Here is a 16,809-nt window from a genome sequence, read left to right as displayed (position 1 = left end):
TGTTAAAAAAAGTACCGTTAAAAATGGAGGATAATCTATGGATTGTTTATTTTGTAATTACGATAAAACTAAATATATAGCAGAGAATACATATGGGTTTGCCATATATGATCAGTTCCCAGTTAATAAGGGGCATGCCTTAATAATTCCAAATAGACATTTTGAGAGTTACTTTGAAGCTACACATGAGGAGATTACTGGATTATATGCGTTAATGAATGATGTTAAAGAGATAATAGATGAGGAATTTTCACCAGATGGATACAATATTGGGGTTAATGTTGGTGAATGTGGAGGACAAACAATAATGCATCTTCATATGCATCTTATACCTAGATATAAGGGAGATGTGGAAAATCCAAGAGGAGGAGTAAGGAAGTTAAAGAAGGAGCTTGTTCCTTATGATGGCTAAATAAAAAATATTATAATAATTCCATAAGTATGAGTGAGCGAGAACTTTATGTACCTGTGAATGGTGTGTAGGGTTCTTTTATTATGTTCTAATTAGGAAGAGTAATATTGAAATATAGAACGATTAAAATTCATAAAATCTAAAAAAACACATATTAAATAAATATTATAAAATATCAATTTATGATAATAAAGTATAAATTAAGACAAAATTACATATATTTCTTGAAAAACTTATAGATATTGATATAATAGTATTGTTTGGATAAAAAGAGGTGAATAAAATTCATAAGTAAAGTGATAATTATTTAAATAATAGGAAAAGAGGACAAGTTATGTTACAAAGCATGGAAAAAGAAAAGAAAAAACATAGGGTAAAATCATTTTGGAATTTTAAAAAGATAAGTACAAAAATTTCACTTGCAATTACAGTATTAATTATTATTTCTTCTTTAATATTATCATTAATAAATATAAATCATACTGCTGGTTTATTGGAGAAAAATGCTTTAGAACAACTGGGGTTACTTGCTGAGAGTAAATCCAATGAATTTGATGTTTTACTAGAAAGTGCGGAAAGTTCACTAAAAAGCTTAAATTCATTAATGAATGCTACATTTGATTTTGATAAGTTTAAAAGTGATCCAAACTATGTAGCAACATATGATGATGTTCTATCTGAAGTTATATTAGAAAGTATGAAAAATAATGATGTTCTAAGCATGTATGTTGTTTTTAATCCTGAGGTATTAGGATTTACTCATGATGTTGTATATTCAGTAGATAATGAAAGTTTTATAAGAAATCCATCCTTTAAAATAGAGGATTTTAATCCTAATTCGGATAAAACAAGTTGGTTCTATGCTGCTAAAGAAGCAAAGAAACCTCTATGGTTAAAGCCATATCCATGGCCAGCGTATAATACAGATTTGATTTCTTATGAGATACCTATATATGAAGATAATAAATTAATAGCAGTATTAGGTACAAGCTTTGATTTTAAAATCTTTATTAATGAGATAAATAATATAAAGGTATATGAAGAAGGATATGCTTTCTTATTAGATGATAATTATGATGTTTTAGTACATCCTAATTTTTCAATAGATCAGAATTTAAGTACAGTATTAAATGGAGATTTAAAGCATTTAACTGATAAGATGAGTAAAAAAGAATCAGACATAATTGATTATGAATATAATGGTGATGAAAAAATATTAAGTTTTACAAGAGTAGCTAATGGAAATATTATAGCTCTTACGGTACTAAAAGATGAGATATTTAAAGAAATGAATTCTAATAAGATATACATGATATTAATATCTTTAGTAATTATATTAATATCAATTGGTGTAAGTTTATTCTTAGGGGGAAGTATCTCTAAACCAATAATAAGAGTAACAGAATTAATTACTAAGACAGAAAAATTAGATTTAGTTTATGCATCAGAGTATGAGTCATTAATAGAGTATAATGACGAGATAGGGACAATGTCTAGAGCATTAATTAACACTAGAAAAGTTTTGAGGACAGTAGTAGGTACTATAAAAGAAAGTTCTAATACTATTGATAATGAAGCTGCCAATCTTACAGCTTCATCAGAAGAAATGTCTTCCTTATCAGAAAATGTATCAAGTGTAATTGAGGAAGGGGCAAAAGGTTCTCAAGCGCAAGCAGAAGATTTAGCTAATATTAATCAGTTGATATATGAATTTGGTGAGGGATTAGATAATATTGTTAATGCTATAGATAATGTTGATTCAAATGCTAAAGATGTATTAATTCTAGCAAATGAAAGTAATAATAATATGCAAACATTTACAATGTCTGTAACTAAGGTTAGTGACACTTTCAATAATTTACTTTCCAAAATATCAGCATTAGACTTAAATATAAGTAAGATTAATGAAATAACAAATTTAATAAATAGTATAGCAGAACAAACTAATTTATTAGCATTAAATGCAGCAATTGAGGCTGCAAGAGCTGGGGAAGCTGGAAGAGGTTTTTCTGTTGTAGCTGAGGAAATAAGAAAGTTAGCTGAACAGTCAAAAGAATCATCAGAAAGTATTAATGTATTAATTGATAAGATAACAAATGATACAAACATAATGGTAAATACAACAAATGAAGTTAATGTTGAATTAAACACTCAGAAAATAGATATAAATGTTGTAATTGATTCTTTTAAGAAAATAATTAAAGCATTAGATGAGATAGTTCCTAAAATAGAGGTTATAAATAGTTCGGCAATTAATTTAAATAACAATAAGAATAATATTCTTCAAAAAGTTCAAAATGCATCTTCTATTGCTGAAGAGATTTCGGCTTCAAATGAAGAAATATCTGCATCAACAGAAGAAGTTAGAGCATCAACAGAAGAAGTTACTTTAATAGCTCAAAAACTAAGTAATATGACTGATGAAATGACAAAAGAAGTAAGTAATTTTAAAATATAATAATATTTTGAAAATTTCATTGCACTTTTTGACTTAAAGTTATATAATGTAAATGAAGGTAAAAAATATTAAAGAAAAAGGAGGTCGTGTAAATGTTAAACAATAGATTATTAGCTATTAGGTTTTTTAATGGCATCAGTGCCGGTTTTAATAGTGGCAATAATTTTGGGTTTGCAAAGAAATTAAATATGCACGATCTTGGGGTATATCTTTAATATTGATTAAATTTATCTATATTGAATATATAAGCCATAGGTTGTGCGCCTATGGCTTTTAATATTGTTAGAGGTAGTAGTATGCTTAAATGAAGTATCCTAACTTTGTTATGTTTTTAAAGCCGTAGAATATTTATTCTTCGGTTTTTTTGCGTATAAAATTTTGTTAAAGAGGAGTGTAAAAATTATGATTGCAGTAGTAATTAAAAAAAGAAAAAATAAAGATTGGGAGCCTCAATTCTATACATGAACTTTGTCCAAGAAAAGATGGACAGCGGGTATTCCACAATTAGGGGAGGGTGACAAGAATGAAAAAATTATTAAAGTTAACTAAAGGAAATAGATTATTATATATTACTGCAATTTTGTCTATTGCAGTAGCTACCTTTGTATCAATGATTCAACCAATGGTTATTAAGGTAACAATTGACTCTGTTATAGGAGATAAACCTATAGATGCTCCGGTAGCAATTATAAATCTTATTGCTAGAGTAGGTGGGAAAGAGGTTCTTACCAGAAATATATGGATATGTTCATTAGCAATTGTAGCATTGACTTGTACAAGAGGAATATTCCTATTCTTAAGAGGAAAGCTTTCTGCACAGGCATCTGAAAATATTGCAAGAAATATGAGAACTAATCTTTATGATCATATTCAAAATCTACCTTATAGATATCATGTGAATGCAGAATCAGGAGATTTAATTCAAAGATGTACTTCTGATGTTGAAACAGTTAGAAAATTTTTCGCAAATCAACTGGTTCAAATAGGAAGAGCATTCTTTATGGTTACCTTTGCAATGATAATGATGTTATTCCTAAGTGTTAAGATGACGTTAATTGCTATGGTAGTAGTTCCATTTATATTTGCATTCTCCTATGTGTTTTTCAAGAAAATAAAGCATGTATTTGAAGAGGCAGATAAGCAGGAAGGTGTTCTTACATCTATACTTCAAGAGAATTTAAGTGGAGTCAGGGTTGTAAAAGCATTTGGAAGACAAACTTTTGAAATTGAAAAATATGATAGAGAGAATAAAAAATATAGAGATTTTACTTTTAAATTAATCAATCTACTTTCAAACTACTGGTCAATATCAGATTTGCTTTGTATGGCTCAGATGGGTATGGTTTTAATATCAGGAGTGTACTTTGTAGTACAGAAAGAAATTAGTTTAGGTACTTTAATTGTATTTACAACTTATGAAGGAATGCTCCTATGGCCTGTAAGGCAACTAGGAAGAATTCTTTCAGACATGGGGAAAATGACAGTTTCTCTAGGAAGAATATCAGAGATTCTTGATGAAGAAGTAGAGCAGGAATACGGAAAAGCTATTAAACCAGAAATAGAAGGCGAAATTACTTTTGAAAATGTAAGTTTTGCGTATGAAAAGAATCAAGGGGTTCTTCATGATATAAGCTTTAAAGTAAAGAAAGGTGAAACTGTAGCAATTGTTGGTCCTACGGGTTCAGGGAAATCATCCTTAGTACACCTTTTATTAAGACTTTATGATTATAATGATGGTTCCATAAAGATTGATGGAACAGAGCTTAAGGATATAGAAAGAAAATGGATCAGAAGTAATGTAGGAATAGTACTTCAAGAGCCATTCCTTTATTCAAGAACGATAAAAGAGAATATTAAAATAGCAAAATTAGATTGTGAGGATGTGGATGTTCATAATGCTGCTTCAGCTGCTGCGGTACATGAGGTTATAACTTCTTTTGAAAATGGCTATGACACTATAGTTGGAGAAAAAGGGGTTACATTATCTGGAGGACAAAGACAAAGGGTTGCAATCGCAAGAACCCTTATAAAGGATATGCCAATATTAATATTTGATGATTCTTTAAGTGCAGTAGATGCTGAAACAGATAGAATTATAAGAACTGAGCTTAAGAAGAAAAGCAGTGAGAATACAACATTTATAATCTCTCACAGAATTTCAACAGTTATGGATGCAGATAAGATAATTGTTTTAAATCATGGAAAAATTGAAAGTATAGGAACCCATGATGAACTTGTTATGAAAGATGGTATTTACAAAAGAATATGGGAAATTCAAAACTCATTGGATACATTTGCACAGGAAAAGAAAGCTTGCAATGAGTAAGACAGGAGGATGATAATTTATGGCTAGAATAGAAGAAAGCAAAGTAACCGAAAAATTAAATGTAGGTATATGGAGAAAGCTTTTTAAATATCTTACAGAGTTTAAAAAAGCACTTTTAATAGCAGGATTAATAATGGTTGGGGTTGCAGGTATAGATGCTATAATGCCCCTTATGACTAAATATGCTATAGATAATTTTATTAAAAACAATACAACTGATGGGTTAGTGATATTCGCTGTAGTATATTTTTTAATGATTATAGCACAAGTTATAAATGTAAAGTTATTCATAAGACAGGCAGGTAAGATAGAAACTCATCTTGCTTATCATATAAGAAAGTTAGGTTTTAAAAGACTTCAACAGTTATCATTCTCTTATTATGATAATTCATCAGTAGGGTGGCTTATGGCGAGAATGACATCAGATGTATCAAGGCTTAGTGAAATTATCTCATGGGGATTAATTGATATGGTATGGGCATTGGTTATGATGACAGGTTTTATTGGTATAATGCTATATCATAGTGTAAAATTAACCCTTATAAGCATGAGTGTTGTACCACCACTGTTTTTAATAGGTGTGTTCTTTCAAAAGAAAATATTAAAATCATATAGAAGTGTTAGAAAACAAAATTCTCAAATAACTGCTAACTTTAGTGAGGGAGTTTCAGGTGCTAAAACAACTAAAACTTTAGTTAGAGAAGAGGATAATTTAAAAGAGTTTAATCATGATGCAGGGAAGATGAGAAATTCAGCTGTAAGGGCAGCAATGTTTTCATCATTATTTCTTCCAATTGTTATTTCAATGGGAAGCATAGGAACGGGATTTGCATTATGGATTGGTGGAAATAGTGTTATAGCAAAGACACTGTCTTACGGTACCTTCTTTATGTTTATTCAATATACACTACAATTCTTTGATCCAATTAGTCAGCTGGCATCAACAATAGCAGAACTTCAAAATGCGCAGGCATCTGCTGAAAGAATAATCAGTCTTATTGAAACAGATCCAGATATATGGGATAGAGAAGATGTAATAGAGAAGTATGGTGACTTATTTAATGCTAAAGAAGAAAATTGGGAGAAAATTAAAGGTGAAATTGAATTTAAGAATGTATCTTTTGCATATAAGAATGGAGAAAAGGTTCTTAATAACTTTAACCTAAAAGTTAAGAAAGGGCAGACAATAGCACTTGTAGGAGAAACAGGTTCAGGCAAAAGCACAATAGTAAATCTAATCTGTAGATTCTATGAACCTAATAGTGGAGAAATATTGATAGATGGAAAAGATTACAGAGAAAGATCATTATTGTGGCTTCAATCCAATATAGGTTATGTACTCCAAAGTCCTCATCTCTTCAGTGGAACCATTAAGGATAATATTAAGTATGGTAAGCTTGAGGCATCTGATGAGGAGATTCAAAGAGCAGCAAAATTAGTTAATGCTCACAACTTTATAATGAAGCTTGAAAAAGGTTATGATACTGAAGTTGGAGAAGGGGGAGGAAACCTTTCTACAGGAGAAAAGCAGCTTATCTCTTTTGCTAGAGCTATTGTTGCAAATCCAGCCCTTTTCGTGCTTGATGAGGCTACATCATCAATAGATACAGAAACGGAGAGAATGATCCAAAGTGCCATAGAAAAGGTTCTTCATGGAAGAACAAGCTTTGTAGTAGCCCATAGACTTTCTACTATAGTATCAGCAGATAAGATTCTTGTTATAAGAAACGGAAAGATTACTGAAGCAGGTACTCATAGAGAACTTATACTAAGAAAGGGATATTACTACAATCTTTATACAAATCAACTTCTTGAAGAGAAAGAGAAGGAAAGTAAGACATTATTTGCTTAGAAAAAAACATTAAGCAAATAATAGTTGACAATGGACAGTGGACAGTGGACAACGAAGGATATTTCTCTCCGAGAAATTTTAATCTTATTGTTCTTAGAACAAGAGGGGTTTACTCGTTTCATTAAGAATGAAACATTGTAATTTAACTACAATATTTTAGTATAGATAAAATGAGTGAAAATCTCTTGTCCTAAAGAACAATAAAATCTAAATATATATATATTTAATGGGGGAAGAAGAATGATAAGCTTGGAAAATGTTACTTTAGATAATTGGAACGAATGCATTAACTTAAAACTTTATGATGAGGAAAAGGTCTTTATATGTCCTAATGTATACTCAATAGCGGAAGCACAGTTTTACCCTAAAGCAGTTTCAAAAGCTATTTATGATGGTGAACAAATGATAGGGTATACTATGTTTGGGGAGGATGAAGATAATCCTAATTTATTTTTTATTGATAGGTTAATGATATCTAAAGACTATAGAAGTAAAGGATATGCATTTGAAACTATTCAATTAATAATAAAAGAAGCTTTAAAAAATGGATTTAATCTTATTGGAACAAGCATAGATCTTAAGAATGATAAGATGCAGAGTTTAGTTAAAAAAGTTGGTTTTTACACAAAAAATGAATTAGATGATGGGGAGATTATTTTTTATTATGAAATAAAATAGTAAAGAAATATATTTAGTATTGAACTGATTATAGCAATGTTTATAATCAGTTTTTTATTATTCGAAAATAAAATAAGTGGAATGAGGTCTATAGAAAAATATAATATTAATTGACATTATATTAAAAATTGAGTACGATATGCAGGGTTGATCAATGCATGAAAAAAATATATTTAATACTAAATTATATTAAATTATTAAAAAATTAGAAAAAGAGGTGTTTGTCGTGATCGGTAAAAGATTAATGGCACTTGGATTAACAATGTTGATGATTCCTACTATATTTTTAGCAGGGTGCGGAACTAATAATGATAAGGCTAAAAACAATAGTAAAGGAAATACTGAGGTTTCTCAAAAGGAAGATCAGGAGAAAAAAATAAAGGATAAGATAATATATGCACTTTGGAGTTCTCCTACAGGAGTATTCAGTCCAATTCTAACTGATACTACATATGACGATGCTGTAATTGCTCTTACATATTCATCGTTACTTAAGTTTGATAAAAATTTAAATCTAATATCTGATCTGGCAGAAGAATATGAAGTTTCTGATGATAACTTATCAATAACCTTTAAATTAAGAAAAGATGCAAAATGGCATGATGGAGAGAAAGTAACAGCAGATGATATTGCTTTCACATTTACAAGTATAGCACATAAAGATTATGCTGGTTCAAGATATGGAGATGTTGAAAAGATAAAAGGTACAAAGGCATATCACGAAGGAAAAAGTGAAAAAATTGAGGGTATACAAGTAATTGATGAGAATACTATAATGATTGAATTTGAAGAAGTATATTCTCCAGCACTTAATAATATTGGTACAATGGGTATAATAGCAAAACATGTTTGGGAAAAGGTGCCTGTTGCTGAGTGGAAAGAGAATAAAGAGTTATTAAATAATCCTGTTGGTTCAGGACCATATAAACTTATTGCTTTTGAACCAGGACAATACGCTGAACTAGAAAGATTTGATGATTACCATGGAGAAAAAGCTAAAACTAAAAAGTTTATCTTCAAAGTAAGCAATCAAGAAACAGCACAAGCTGAATTAGTAAATGGAACAATAGATATTGCAGATATATCTACAATGAAGAAAAGAGATATTGAAAATCTTGAAAAAGAAAATTTAAAAGTTACAGCATATCCTAACAGCATGTTCCAGTACATGGGATTCAATTTAAGAAAAGAAATCTTTAAGGATAACAATGTTAGACAAGCGTTTATGTATGCAATCGATAGAAAATTAATGGTAGATAAATTATTAGAAGGTAATGGAAGTGTGGTAAATACCACTATATTACCATCAAGTTGGGCTTATCCAGATGAAAAGTTATTAAATACTTACAATTTTAGTATTGATAAAGCAAAAGAATTACTTAAAGAAGCAGGTTGGGAAGATAGAGACGGAGACGGAATTGTTGAGAATGATAACAATGAAGACTTCAAGGTTGTATTAAAATATCCAACAGGAAATAAAACAAGAGAACTAAGTGCACCAATTATTCAAAAGAGTTTAAAGGATATTGGGGTAGAGGTTGAGCTTGAAAGTCTTGAATTTGGTACTTTAATGGATCAAGTAGTTGGAAATCATGAGTTTGATTTATATCTTATGGGTAATAACTTAGGTTCTGATCCAGATCCAAAACCATACTGGCACTCTACTGCAGCTTCAGATAAAAAAGGTGATTATGGATGGAATATATCAGCATTTAGAAATGAAGAAGCTGATAAATTGATGGAAGAAGGACTTTCTACACTAGACATGAATGAACGTAAAAAGATTTATGAAGAGTTTGGTATTCTTATGAATAAAGAACTTCCATGGGTATATTTATATTGCCAAAACATCGTGAAAGCATATAATCCTAATCTGAAGAATTTTAATCCTGTTACTTTCGGAAACTTCTTAGATGTGGAAAATTGGTATATAGAAGAATAGCAATAAAAAGGTGATATGTAATATCACCTTTTTCCAATTTGAAACCAAGGTTTTATGAAATTTATGAGGTGAAATTATGTTTAAGTTTATTGTTAGAAGATTATTAGTTGCTATAGGGGTTCTTTTTGGAGTTTCAATTATTATATTTACTCTTGTACATATGCAGTCTGGAAACCCCTATTCCACAATGATAGACCCCTCTGTACCTAAAGAGGTATTAGAGGAAATGCTCAGGAAGGTTGGATATTATGACCCTATTCATGTTAAGTATATAAAATGGATTTGTAGAGCTGTTAAAGGAGACTTAGGATATTCTATTTATTATGGAGCTCCTGTTATAGAGGTTATTAACTCAAGAATGGGAAATACCATTTTACTATCTTCCTTTTCTTTAATCGTAAGTATGTTAATAGCTATACCTTCAGGGGTAATATCGGCAACAAAGAAAAATTCAATTTTTGATTATATTACAACTATTATTTCTCTTATAGGAATATCAATTCCAGCCTTTTTCTTTGGATTACTCCTTATAAAATGGTTAGCCTTTGATATTAAAATCTTTCCTGTTTCAGGAATGCAAACTATAGGTGAGCATTATCAAGGAACTGCTAAAATCCTTGATATTGGAAGACATATAATACTTCCAGGAATTGTTCTTGCATTTTTGCAGATGGCTTCCTTTATGAGATACACCAGGTCATCTATGTTGGAGGAACTAAATAAAGATTATATGAGAACTGCTAGAGGAAAAGGATTAACTTTAAGAAAAGCAATTTGGAAGCACGGGTTTAAAAATGCTCTAATTCCGTTAATAACAATATTGTGTTTGCAGATTCCATTTTTATTTTCAGGGGCTTTACTTACAGAAACTATATTTGTTTGGCCTGGTATAGGAAGGTTAAATTATGAAGCATTATTACATAGAGATTATCCACTTTTAATGGGGTTGTTAATGATAATAGCAGTGATAATATTATTATCTAATTTACTGGCAGATATTTTATATGCTGTAGTAGACCCTAGAATAAGATATAAATAGAGAAAGTTATAAAGGAGAGAAATGATTTTGAACAGTATTATGTGTACTAATAATCAAGATAATAAACCTTTATCTATGGGTAGATTAGCATTTATGAAATTTAGAAAAAATAAATTAGCTATTTTAGGAGCAGTAGTATTGACAATTTTAGTTCTATTTGCACTCTTTGCTCCTTTATTAACTAATTATAAAATTGATGACTTGGATTTATATAGTATTAGTGTTGAGCCAAGTTCTGAACATATTTTGGGAACTGACGAAATTGGAAGAGATGTATTTACAAGACTTATTTATGGAGGAAGAGTTTCGTTAGTAGTAGGAATTGTTGCTACATTATTGCAGGTTTTTATTGGAACAGTATTGGGTGCTCTAGCTGGATATTATGGTGGAATAGTAGACAGTATTATTATGAGAGTAGTTGATATAATAATGTGTTTTCCTTTCTTTATGATAGCAGTTACAATTGCAGCTGTAATAGGTCCAAGTATATGGAACTTAATTATCATAATAGCTATGCTATCTTGGACAAGTATAGCCAGAATTGTTAGAGGTGAAGTCTTAGCCTTAAAGGAGAGGGAGTTTATTGAAGCTTCTAAAGCACTAGGAATGAATAATTTTCAGATAATATTAAAACATATTATTCCTAATATACTATCACCTATTTTAGTATCTGCTACACTATCTATTGCAAACTCAATCCTTACAGAATCAGCTTTGAGTTTTTTGGGGATGGGGGTTAGACCACCACAGCCAAGCTGGGGTAATATGCTTACATCAGCTCAAAGTATGAATACATTGAGATATGAATGGTGGTTATGGATACCGCCAGGATTAATGATTTTCCTTACAGTATTATCAATAAATTTCTTAGGTGATGGTCTTAGAGATGCATTAGACCCTAAAGAAAAGGTATAGGAGGAGTTTATGTTATTAGAAGTAAAGAATTTAAAAACTAGTTTTAATACTTCAAGGGGAAAAGTAAGAACAGTAAGAAATGTATCTTTTTCCTTAAGAGAAGGGGAGATATTAGGACTTGTAGGTGAATCAGGGTGCGGGAAAAGTGTAACTTCTCTTTCTATTATGGGATTAGTTCCAAAACCAGAAGGGATTATTGAAGGGGGAGAAATAATATTTGAAGGAACAGATTTATTAAAGCTTTCTGAAAAAGAAATGTGCAAAATAAGAGGAAATAAGATTGCAATGATATATCAGGAACCTATGACAGCATTGAATCCTGTTTTTACAATAGAGGAACAGATTAGTGAGGTAATTAAAATTCATGAAAAAGTAAAGGGGAAAGTTGTAAGAGAAAGAGTCATAGAACTTTTGAATTTAGTGCAGATACCAGATTCAGAAAAGTGCTTAAAACGATATCCTCATGAGTTAAGCGGTGGTATGAGGCAGAGAGTTGTGATAGCAATGGCTCTTGCATGTAGTCCCCAAATATTGATAGCAGATGAGCCTACAACTGCTTTAGATGTTACTATACAGGCAGAGATTATAGAAGTATTAAAGGATATAAGCAAAAAAATGAAAATGGCAATTATCTTTATAACACATGATTTGGATGTTATAGCTGAAATTGCAGATAGAGTTGTGGTTATGTACGGTGGCAAAATAGTTGAAGAAGCTTATGTTAATAATTTTTTTGACAACCCACTTCATCCATATTCAAAAGGGCTTATGCTATCAAGAACAGATAACATTAATCATGGTGGAAGGTTATTTTCAATTCAAGGAATGGTTCCCAGTCCATATAATATGCCTAGAGGGTGTGCATTTAATCCAAGATGTGAAAAATGTAAGGAAATGTGCAAGCTAAAAACACCTGAGTTAGTAGGGCTAAGAGAAAATCATAAGGTAAGATGCTGGTTATATAGAGAGAATGAGGTATAGTTTATGAAGGATAAAGATTATTTGTTAGAAGTAAAGAACTTAAAAAAATATTTTCCCATTAAAAAGGGAGTTTTTTTTAGAACAGGTGGTTATATTAAATCAGTTGATGATGTTTCTTTTAAATTAACTAGAGGTAAAATCATGGGACTTGTTGGTGAATCAGGCTGTGGTAAATCTACTACAGGAAGAACTATATTAAATCTTTTAGAACCTAATGGAGGAACAGTTAAATTTGAAGATAAGATAATCTTTGATGTTGAGAATAAAATAAAAATATCAAGAGATCAGATGTTAAGTTTAAGAAGAGACATGCAGATAATATTTCAAGATCCATATGCTTCCTTAGATCCTCGTATGAATGTAGGAGCAATATTGACAGAAGGATTGAAAAATCATAACATCGTACAAGGAAAAGAGGCTTTAGATAAAGCTAAAGAAATTTTAGAGTTGTGTGGATTAGATTCCTCTTATATTAATAGATATCCTCATGAATTTAGTGGAGGACAGAGACAGAGGATAGGGATAGGAAGGGCATTATCATTAAATCCAAAGTTTATTGTGTGTGATGAACCTACAGCTGCACTGGATGTATCGATACAATCACAGATTTTAAATTTAATGCTGGATTTGAAGGATAAGTTTAATCTTACTTATCTATTCATTTCTCATAACCTGAATGTTGTGAGATTTTTTTGTGATGAGATACATGTTATGTATTTAGGGGTTATAGTAGAAAAAGGTGATTCAGAAGAAATATACACAAATCCGCAACATCCATATACTAAAGCATTATTGTCATCTATCCCTGTTTCACATCCTAGTATTAAAAGGGAGAGGATCAGGTTAAAAGGAATTATACCAAGTCCATCAAATGTTCCATTTGGATGCAGGTTTCATACAAGATGCCCTTATGCAAAGGAAGTTTGTACTGAGCAGATACCGGGATATAGAGAAGTTGATAAGGGGCATTTTGTGGCTTGTCATTTAGTATAAATTGATTACTGTAACATAAAAACAGACATGTTTATCACTTAAGGTAAACATGTCTGTTTTTATGTCAGTATAATATATAAGAACTTTGAAAAAATCCTTTCAAACTAAGAATTATCAATAGACTAACACTTATGAACAATATTACATTTTCAATCTTATTAGTTGAATTTTACCATGTAGACATTTATCACGCTTGGATACGCTGAATATTCTGAAAATATCCACAATTATTAACTTGAAAATATAAGTTATTCACAATTTACTTAAAAGAAATTACTGAAATGTGGATAAAAGCAAGTATTTGGGGTAGTATCAATAAATTGTAAGTTGTGAGATTATCAAGAAGCTTAATTATTATATCATAAAACATATGGTAAATATAGTTTACATTCACAAGTTAAAAAAAGATAAGTCTAATTAAAGTATTAATTGACATATAAATTTAGATAGAATATGATTAAAAAGGATATTTAACCATATCATGTAAAATTATGGGTTGTATACTTTGTGATTAAATAATATAAGTTTTTTACAATAAAAGTTTAAGGAGGAAATATGAAAAAGATAATCAGTTTATTAGTAATCTTAGCTATGACTTTATCGCTATCTGCCTGTGGAACAGCTGATAAGGAGAATAACTCTAATGGAACAAAAAAAGAAAATAGTCAAGCAGGTGGACAAGCTAACAACTCAGAGGATAAGACACAAGAAGCAAAAGAAGAATCACAGGATTCAAAAGAATCTAATAGTGAAACAGAAAAAACAACTGAAAAAAGTACTGGATTTGATAGTAATTATGAGCTTGAAACAAGAATTAAGCAGGCTGGTGAGTATAAAAAATATCAGCTTTATGCAACTTATTCAGATGGTTCAGATAAGCTGTTGGTAGAGTCAAAGCAAGATGGAGACATGACTAAGTTGATTGCAGATATATTAGATCCAATGAGTTCTCTGGACAAGACTAAGGTTTATTTTGAGACACCTGTATGGGCAACTACTAATGCAATACATATGTATGATTTTATTACTGATACTGAAAAATTTATTACAGATGGATTATTAGTTGAAGTTATCAAAGATGGGAAGTATAAAGGATACTTACTTGTTGAGAAAAGAATCGAAGGGGATAATGGATATTATGTAAATCGTGTTGCTGTTGATAATAATGGTAATGAAATAGCAGTAATTGAAGATAATACCCCTTCCACAAAAGGTGATGACAAATCAAGCTCTAATGGAGATGATGAGTCAAACGAGCAAGATAATAAGCAAATCACTTTTACTAGTGAAGATATTCTAGAAGATACAATAAACTATAATGACTATAGAGCTGTTGTATTTGGTGATTACAAAGGAATAAATGTTGATAAGCTTGAGTCTGTTGAGAGAATAAATCTTGTATATCAAGAAGGCCCTTGGACATACTATAACTTCGCAGTATTTGGAACTATTACAAATGTAAAAATACTTACTGCTACGGAAATGGGTGCTGAACCGGTAATTACACATTTAAGTGATAAGATAAGTAATTCCATAGTTACAGTTAGAAGTAACTTCCCAGCAGATTGGTCTCAGGATGTTATAACATTCACAGGACCAGATGGAGAGTATTATGAAATGCGTTTTGATGATATGACTGAAGAAGTTAGAATAATTAAGATAAAATAATATTTAATGCCCTAAGGTAGTAGGTATCTGCTACCTTTTTATTTTTAATATTTAGAGCATTGAAACAATTGTAATATAAGAGTATAATTGGAATTGAAATTTATCAATAGGAGATGACTTTATTATGTTTGAAACGTTAATGTTGATATGCTTTGGTGCAGCATGGCCTTTATCTATTTACAAATCATATACCTCTAAATCAATCGAAGGTAAAAGTGTAGCTTTTTTATTTGTATTATTGTTAGGTTATATTTTTGGAATATTACATAAGTTTTCTAACTCGTATGATAATGTTATATTCTTGTATATGTTGAACTTTATAATGGTCTCAATAGATACGGGGTTATATTTTAGAAATAAGAAGATTTTGGAGCAGAATAAGAGAAAATTAGAGATGTAGTAAATTAAAACTCAAGTAATTCTTAGGAATTACTTGAGTTTGTTTATTATATTTCGATTTCTATTTTAGATATTCATTAAGAATATTGATGTTTAATACAAAATCCTTCTATTATATTATACCATAAAAATAAAATTTTTTCTAGACTTACAATTTATGGAGTGGTGTTATATAATAAAATTCCGCGGAAAAATAATTAAAATGCTAAGCAAAAAAAGTAAGTTAAATTAAATCAGATACAATATATACTGCCGATAGAATCACTCTGACACTATATATTATATCTGAAATTTAACTATAAATACTTTTGTGGCTTACCATAAAATTGAAAGGAGAATTGAATGAAAATACTGTTTGAGTATATCAAGCTAAATTTAAAGGTATTATTTCAACACAAAAGGGCATTCTTCATAATGTTCTTTGTAAATTCAGCAGTTGTGTTGATATATCTTCCCTTATTTAGGAGTATTTATGCCTATAATAATTCTCAAAGTATTAAAGGATATTCATTAGAACAGATGGTATGGTATTTTGCTGCTGTAACTTTTGTTAATACTTGTGTTCATTCCTATGCAGATTCAAGAATATCCGGAAGAATACGAAATGGTAACTTAAGTATTGATTTATTAAAACCAGTAGGAATAATGAAAATAGAACTTGGACAAGGATTAGGTCTTAAAATTCCGGCTATTTTAATTCAATTTTTGCTACCATTTTTAGTTTATTCATTAATAATATTTCCAACCTTTATTACTTTTCATTCTGTTTTCAAATTTATCATTCTCAATATAGGAGGATTCACAATAGCATTTCTTACAAATTATATAATCGGATTAACTGCATTTTACATTAAAAACAATAACTCTATTATAAGGTTGAAAGGTTTCCTGTTTAATTTTGCTGGAGGAGCTTTTATACCATTAGATTTTCTACCTAACTGGGCTAATGCTGTATTGGATATACTGCCTTTTAAGTATGTTTATTATTGGCCAATACAATTCTTTTTAAATTTAGAAAAAGCACAAGGTACATTTATATTTTATAAGATACTCTTTATTCAACTGCTTTGGAGTGTAGTATTATTTATTCTAGGCAAGTTTTTGTACAATAAAGTAATCAAAAATTATTGTGCAGTTGGAGGTTAA

14 protein-coding genes are annotated in these 16,809 nt (G+C 30.0%); all 14 read left to right on the top strand.

From position 1 onward, the window contains the following. Nucleotides 1-37 precede the first annotated feature (37 nt). The 14 genes from OW730_RS22080 (at nucleotide 38) to OW730_RS22015 (ending at nucleotide 16,809) form a co-directional block, all read left to right on the top strand. Nucleotides 38-412, top strand: a complete 375-nt coding sequence (locus OW730_RS22080) for an HIT family protein (protein ID WP_271226214.1) — start codon at nucleotides 38-40, stop codon at nucleotides 410-412. A gap of 334 nt (nucleotides 413-746) precedes the next feature. After that, nucleotides 747-2,870, top strand: a complete 2,124-nt coding sequence (locus tag OW730_RS22075; RefSeq protein WP_271226213.1) for a methyl-accepting chemotaxis protein — start codon at nucleotides 747-749, stop codon at nucleotides 2,868-2,870. Between the two features lie 92 nt (nucleotides 2,871-2,962). After that, nucleotides 2,963-3,085 carry a hypothetical protein gene (locus OW730_RS22070; RefSeq protein ID WP_271226212.1) on the top strand — a complete coding sequence of 41 codons (123 nt, stop codon included), beginning with the start codon at nucleotides 2,963-2,965 and terminating at the stop codon, nucleotides 3,083-3,085. 308 nt (nucleotides 3,086-3,393) lie between these two features. Next, complete coding sequence (locus OW730_RS22065) at nucleotides 3,394-5,196, top strand: ABC transporter ATP-binding protein (RefSeq protein WP_271226211.1); 1,803 nt, start codon at nucleotides 3,394-3,396, stop codon at nucleotides 5,194-5,196. A gap of 19 nt (nucleotides 5,197-5,215) precedes the next feature. After that, on the top strand, nucleotides 5,216-7,048 hold the full coding sequence (locus tag OW730_RS22060; RefSeq protein WP_271226210.1) for an ABC transporter ATP-binding protein: 1,833 nt from the start codon (nucleotides 5,216-5,218) through the stop codon (nucleotides 7,046-7,048). A 240-nt stretch (nucleotides 7,049-7,288) separates the two neighbouring features. Beyond that, a complete protein-coding gene (locus tag OW730_RS22055) occupies nucleotides 7,289-7,726 on the top strand; it encodes a GNAT family N-acetyltransferase (RefSeq protein ID WP_271226209.1) in 438 nt (145 codons plus the stop codon). A gap of 226 nt (nucleotides 7,727-7,952) precedes the next feature. Beyond that, nucleotides 7,953-9,668, top strand: a complete 1,716-nt coding sequence (locus OW730_RS22050) for a peptide-binding protein (protein ID WP_271226208.1) — start codon at nucleotides 7,953-7,955, stop codon at nucleotides 9,666-9,668. Nucleotides 9,669-9,744: 76 nt separating this feature from the next. After that, entirely contained in the window at nucleotides 9,745-10,707 is a 963-nt protein-coding gene (locus OW730_RS22045; RefSeq protein WP_271226207.1) for an ABC transporter permease, read from the top strand. Between the two features lie 27 nt (nucleotides 10,708-10,734). Next, a complete protein-coding gene (opp4C, locus tag OW730_RS22040; RefSeq protein WP_333781237.1) occupies nucleotides 10,735-11,622 on the top strand; it encodes an oligopeptide ABC transporter permease in 888 nt (295 codons plus the stop codon). A 9-nt stretch (nucleotides 11,623-11,631) separates the two neighbouring features. Next, nucleotides 11,632-12,603, top strand: coding sequence for an ABC transporter ATP-binding protein (locus OW730_RS22035; protein ID WP_271226205.1), 972 nt, complete (start codon nucleotides 11,632-11,634; stop codon nucleotides 12,601-12,603). 3 nt (nucleotides 12,604-12,606) lie between these two features. Then, nucleotides 12,607-13,596 carry an ABC transporter ATP-binding protein gene (locus OW730_RS22030; protein ID WP_271226204.1) on the top strand — a complete coding sequence of 330 codons (990 nt, stop codon included), beginning with the start codon at nucleotides 12,607-12,609 and terminating at the stop codon, nucleotides 13,594-13,596. 555 nt (nucleotides 13,597-14,151) lie between these two features. Next, nucleotides 14,152-15,264 (top strand): hypothetical protein, encoded by a 1,113-nt coding sequence (locus OW730_RS22025; protein ID WP_271226203.1) that lies wholly within the window; start codon nucleotides 14,152-14,154, stop codon nucleotides 15,262-15,264. A 124-nt stretch (nucleotides 15,265-15,388) separates the two neighbouring features. Continuing rightward, the gene (locus OW730_RS22020) at nucleotides 15,389-15,664 is read left to right on the top strand and encodes a hypothetical protein (RefSeq protein WP_271226202.1); all 276 of its coding nucleotides are present in this window, start codon (nucleotides 15,389-15,391) and stop codon (nucleotides 15,662-15,664) included. 341 nt (nucleotides 15,665-16,005) lie between these two features. Continuing rightward, nucleotides 16,006-16,809, top strand: coding sequence for an ABC transporter permease (locus tag OW730_RS22015; RefSeq protein ID WP_271226201.1), 804 nt, complete (start codon nucleotides 16,006-16,008; stop codon nucleotides 16,807-16,809).

The organism is Oceanirhabdus sp. W0125-5 (assembly GCF_027938815.1).
Classification (GTDB): domain Bacteria; phylum Bacillota; class Clostridia; order Clostridiales; family Clostridiaceae; genus Oceanirhabdus.
The sequence above is the reverse complement of the archived record's forward strand: the minus strand, read 5'-3'. Positions and strand labels throughout refer to the sequence as shown.

What these genes read in the sequence shown, in the direction of transcription:
- OW730_RS22080 (WP_271226214.1), top strand. Translation starts at nt 38, where the DNA reads ATGGATTGTTTATTTTGTAATTACGATAAAACTAAATATATAGCAGAG.
- OW730_RS22075 (WP_271226213.1), top strand. Translation starts at nt 747, where the DNA reads ATGTTACAAAGCATGGAAAAAGAAAAGAAAAAACATAGGGTAAAATCA.
- OW730_RS22070 (WP_271226212.1), top strand. Translation starts at nt 2,963, where the DNA reads ATGTTAAACAATAGATTATTAGCTATTAGGTTTTTTAATGGCATCAGT.
- OW730_RS22065 (WP_271226211.1), top strand. Translation starts at nt 3,394, where the DNA reads ATGAAAAAATTATTAAAGTTAACTAAAGGAAATAGATTATTATATATT.
- OW730_RS22060 (WP_271226210.1), top strand. Translation starts at nt 5,216, where the DNA reads ATGGCTAGAATAGAAGAAAGCAAAGTAACCGAAAAATTAAATGTAGGT.
- OW730_RS22055 (WP_271226209.1), top strand. Translation starts at nt 7,289, where the DNA reads ATGATAAGCTTGGAAAATGTTACTTTAGATAATTGGAACGAATGCATT.
- OW730_RS22045 (WP_271226207.1), top strand. Translation starts at nt 9,745, where the DNA reads ATGTTTAAGTTTATTGTTAGAAGATTATTAGTTGCTATAGGGGTTCTT.
- OW730_RS22035 (WP_271226205.1), top strand. Translation starts at nt 11,632, where the DNA reads ATGTTATTAGAAGTAAAGAATTTAAAAACTAGTTTTAATACTTCAAGG.
- OW730_RS22030 (WP_271226204.1), top strand. Translation starts at nt 12,607, where the DNA reads ATGAAGGATAAAGATTATTTGTTAGAAGTAAAGAACTTAAAAAAATAT.
- OW730_RS22025 (WP_271226203.1), top strand. Translation starts at nt 14,152, where the DNA reads ATGAAAAAGATAATCAGTTTATTAGTAATCTTAGCTATGACTTTATCG.
- OW730_RS22020 (WP_271226202.1), top strand. Translation starts at nt 15,389, where the DNA reads ATGTTTGAAACGTTAATGTTGATATGCTTTGGTGCAGCATGGCCTTTA.
- OW730_RS22015 (WP_271226201.1), top strand. Translation starts at nt 16,006, where the DNA reads ATGAAAATACTGTTTGAGTATATCAAGCTAAATTTAAAGGTATTATTT.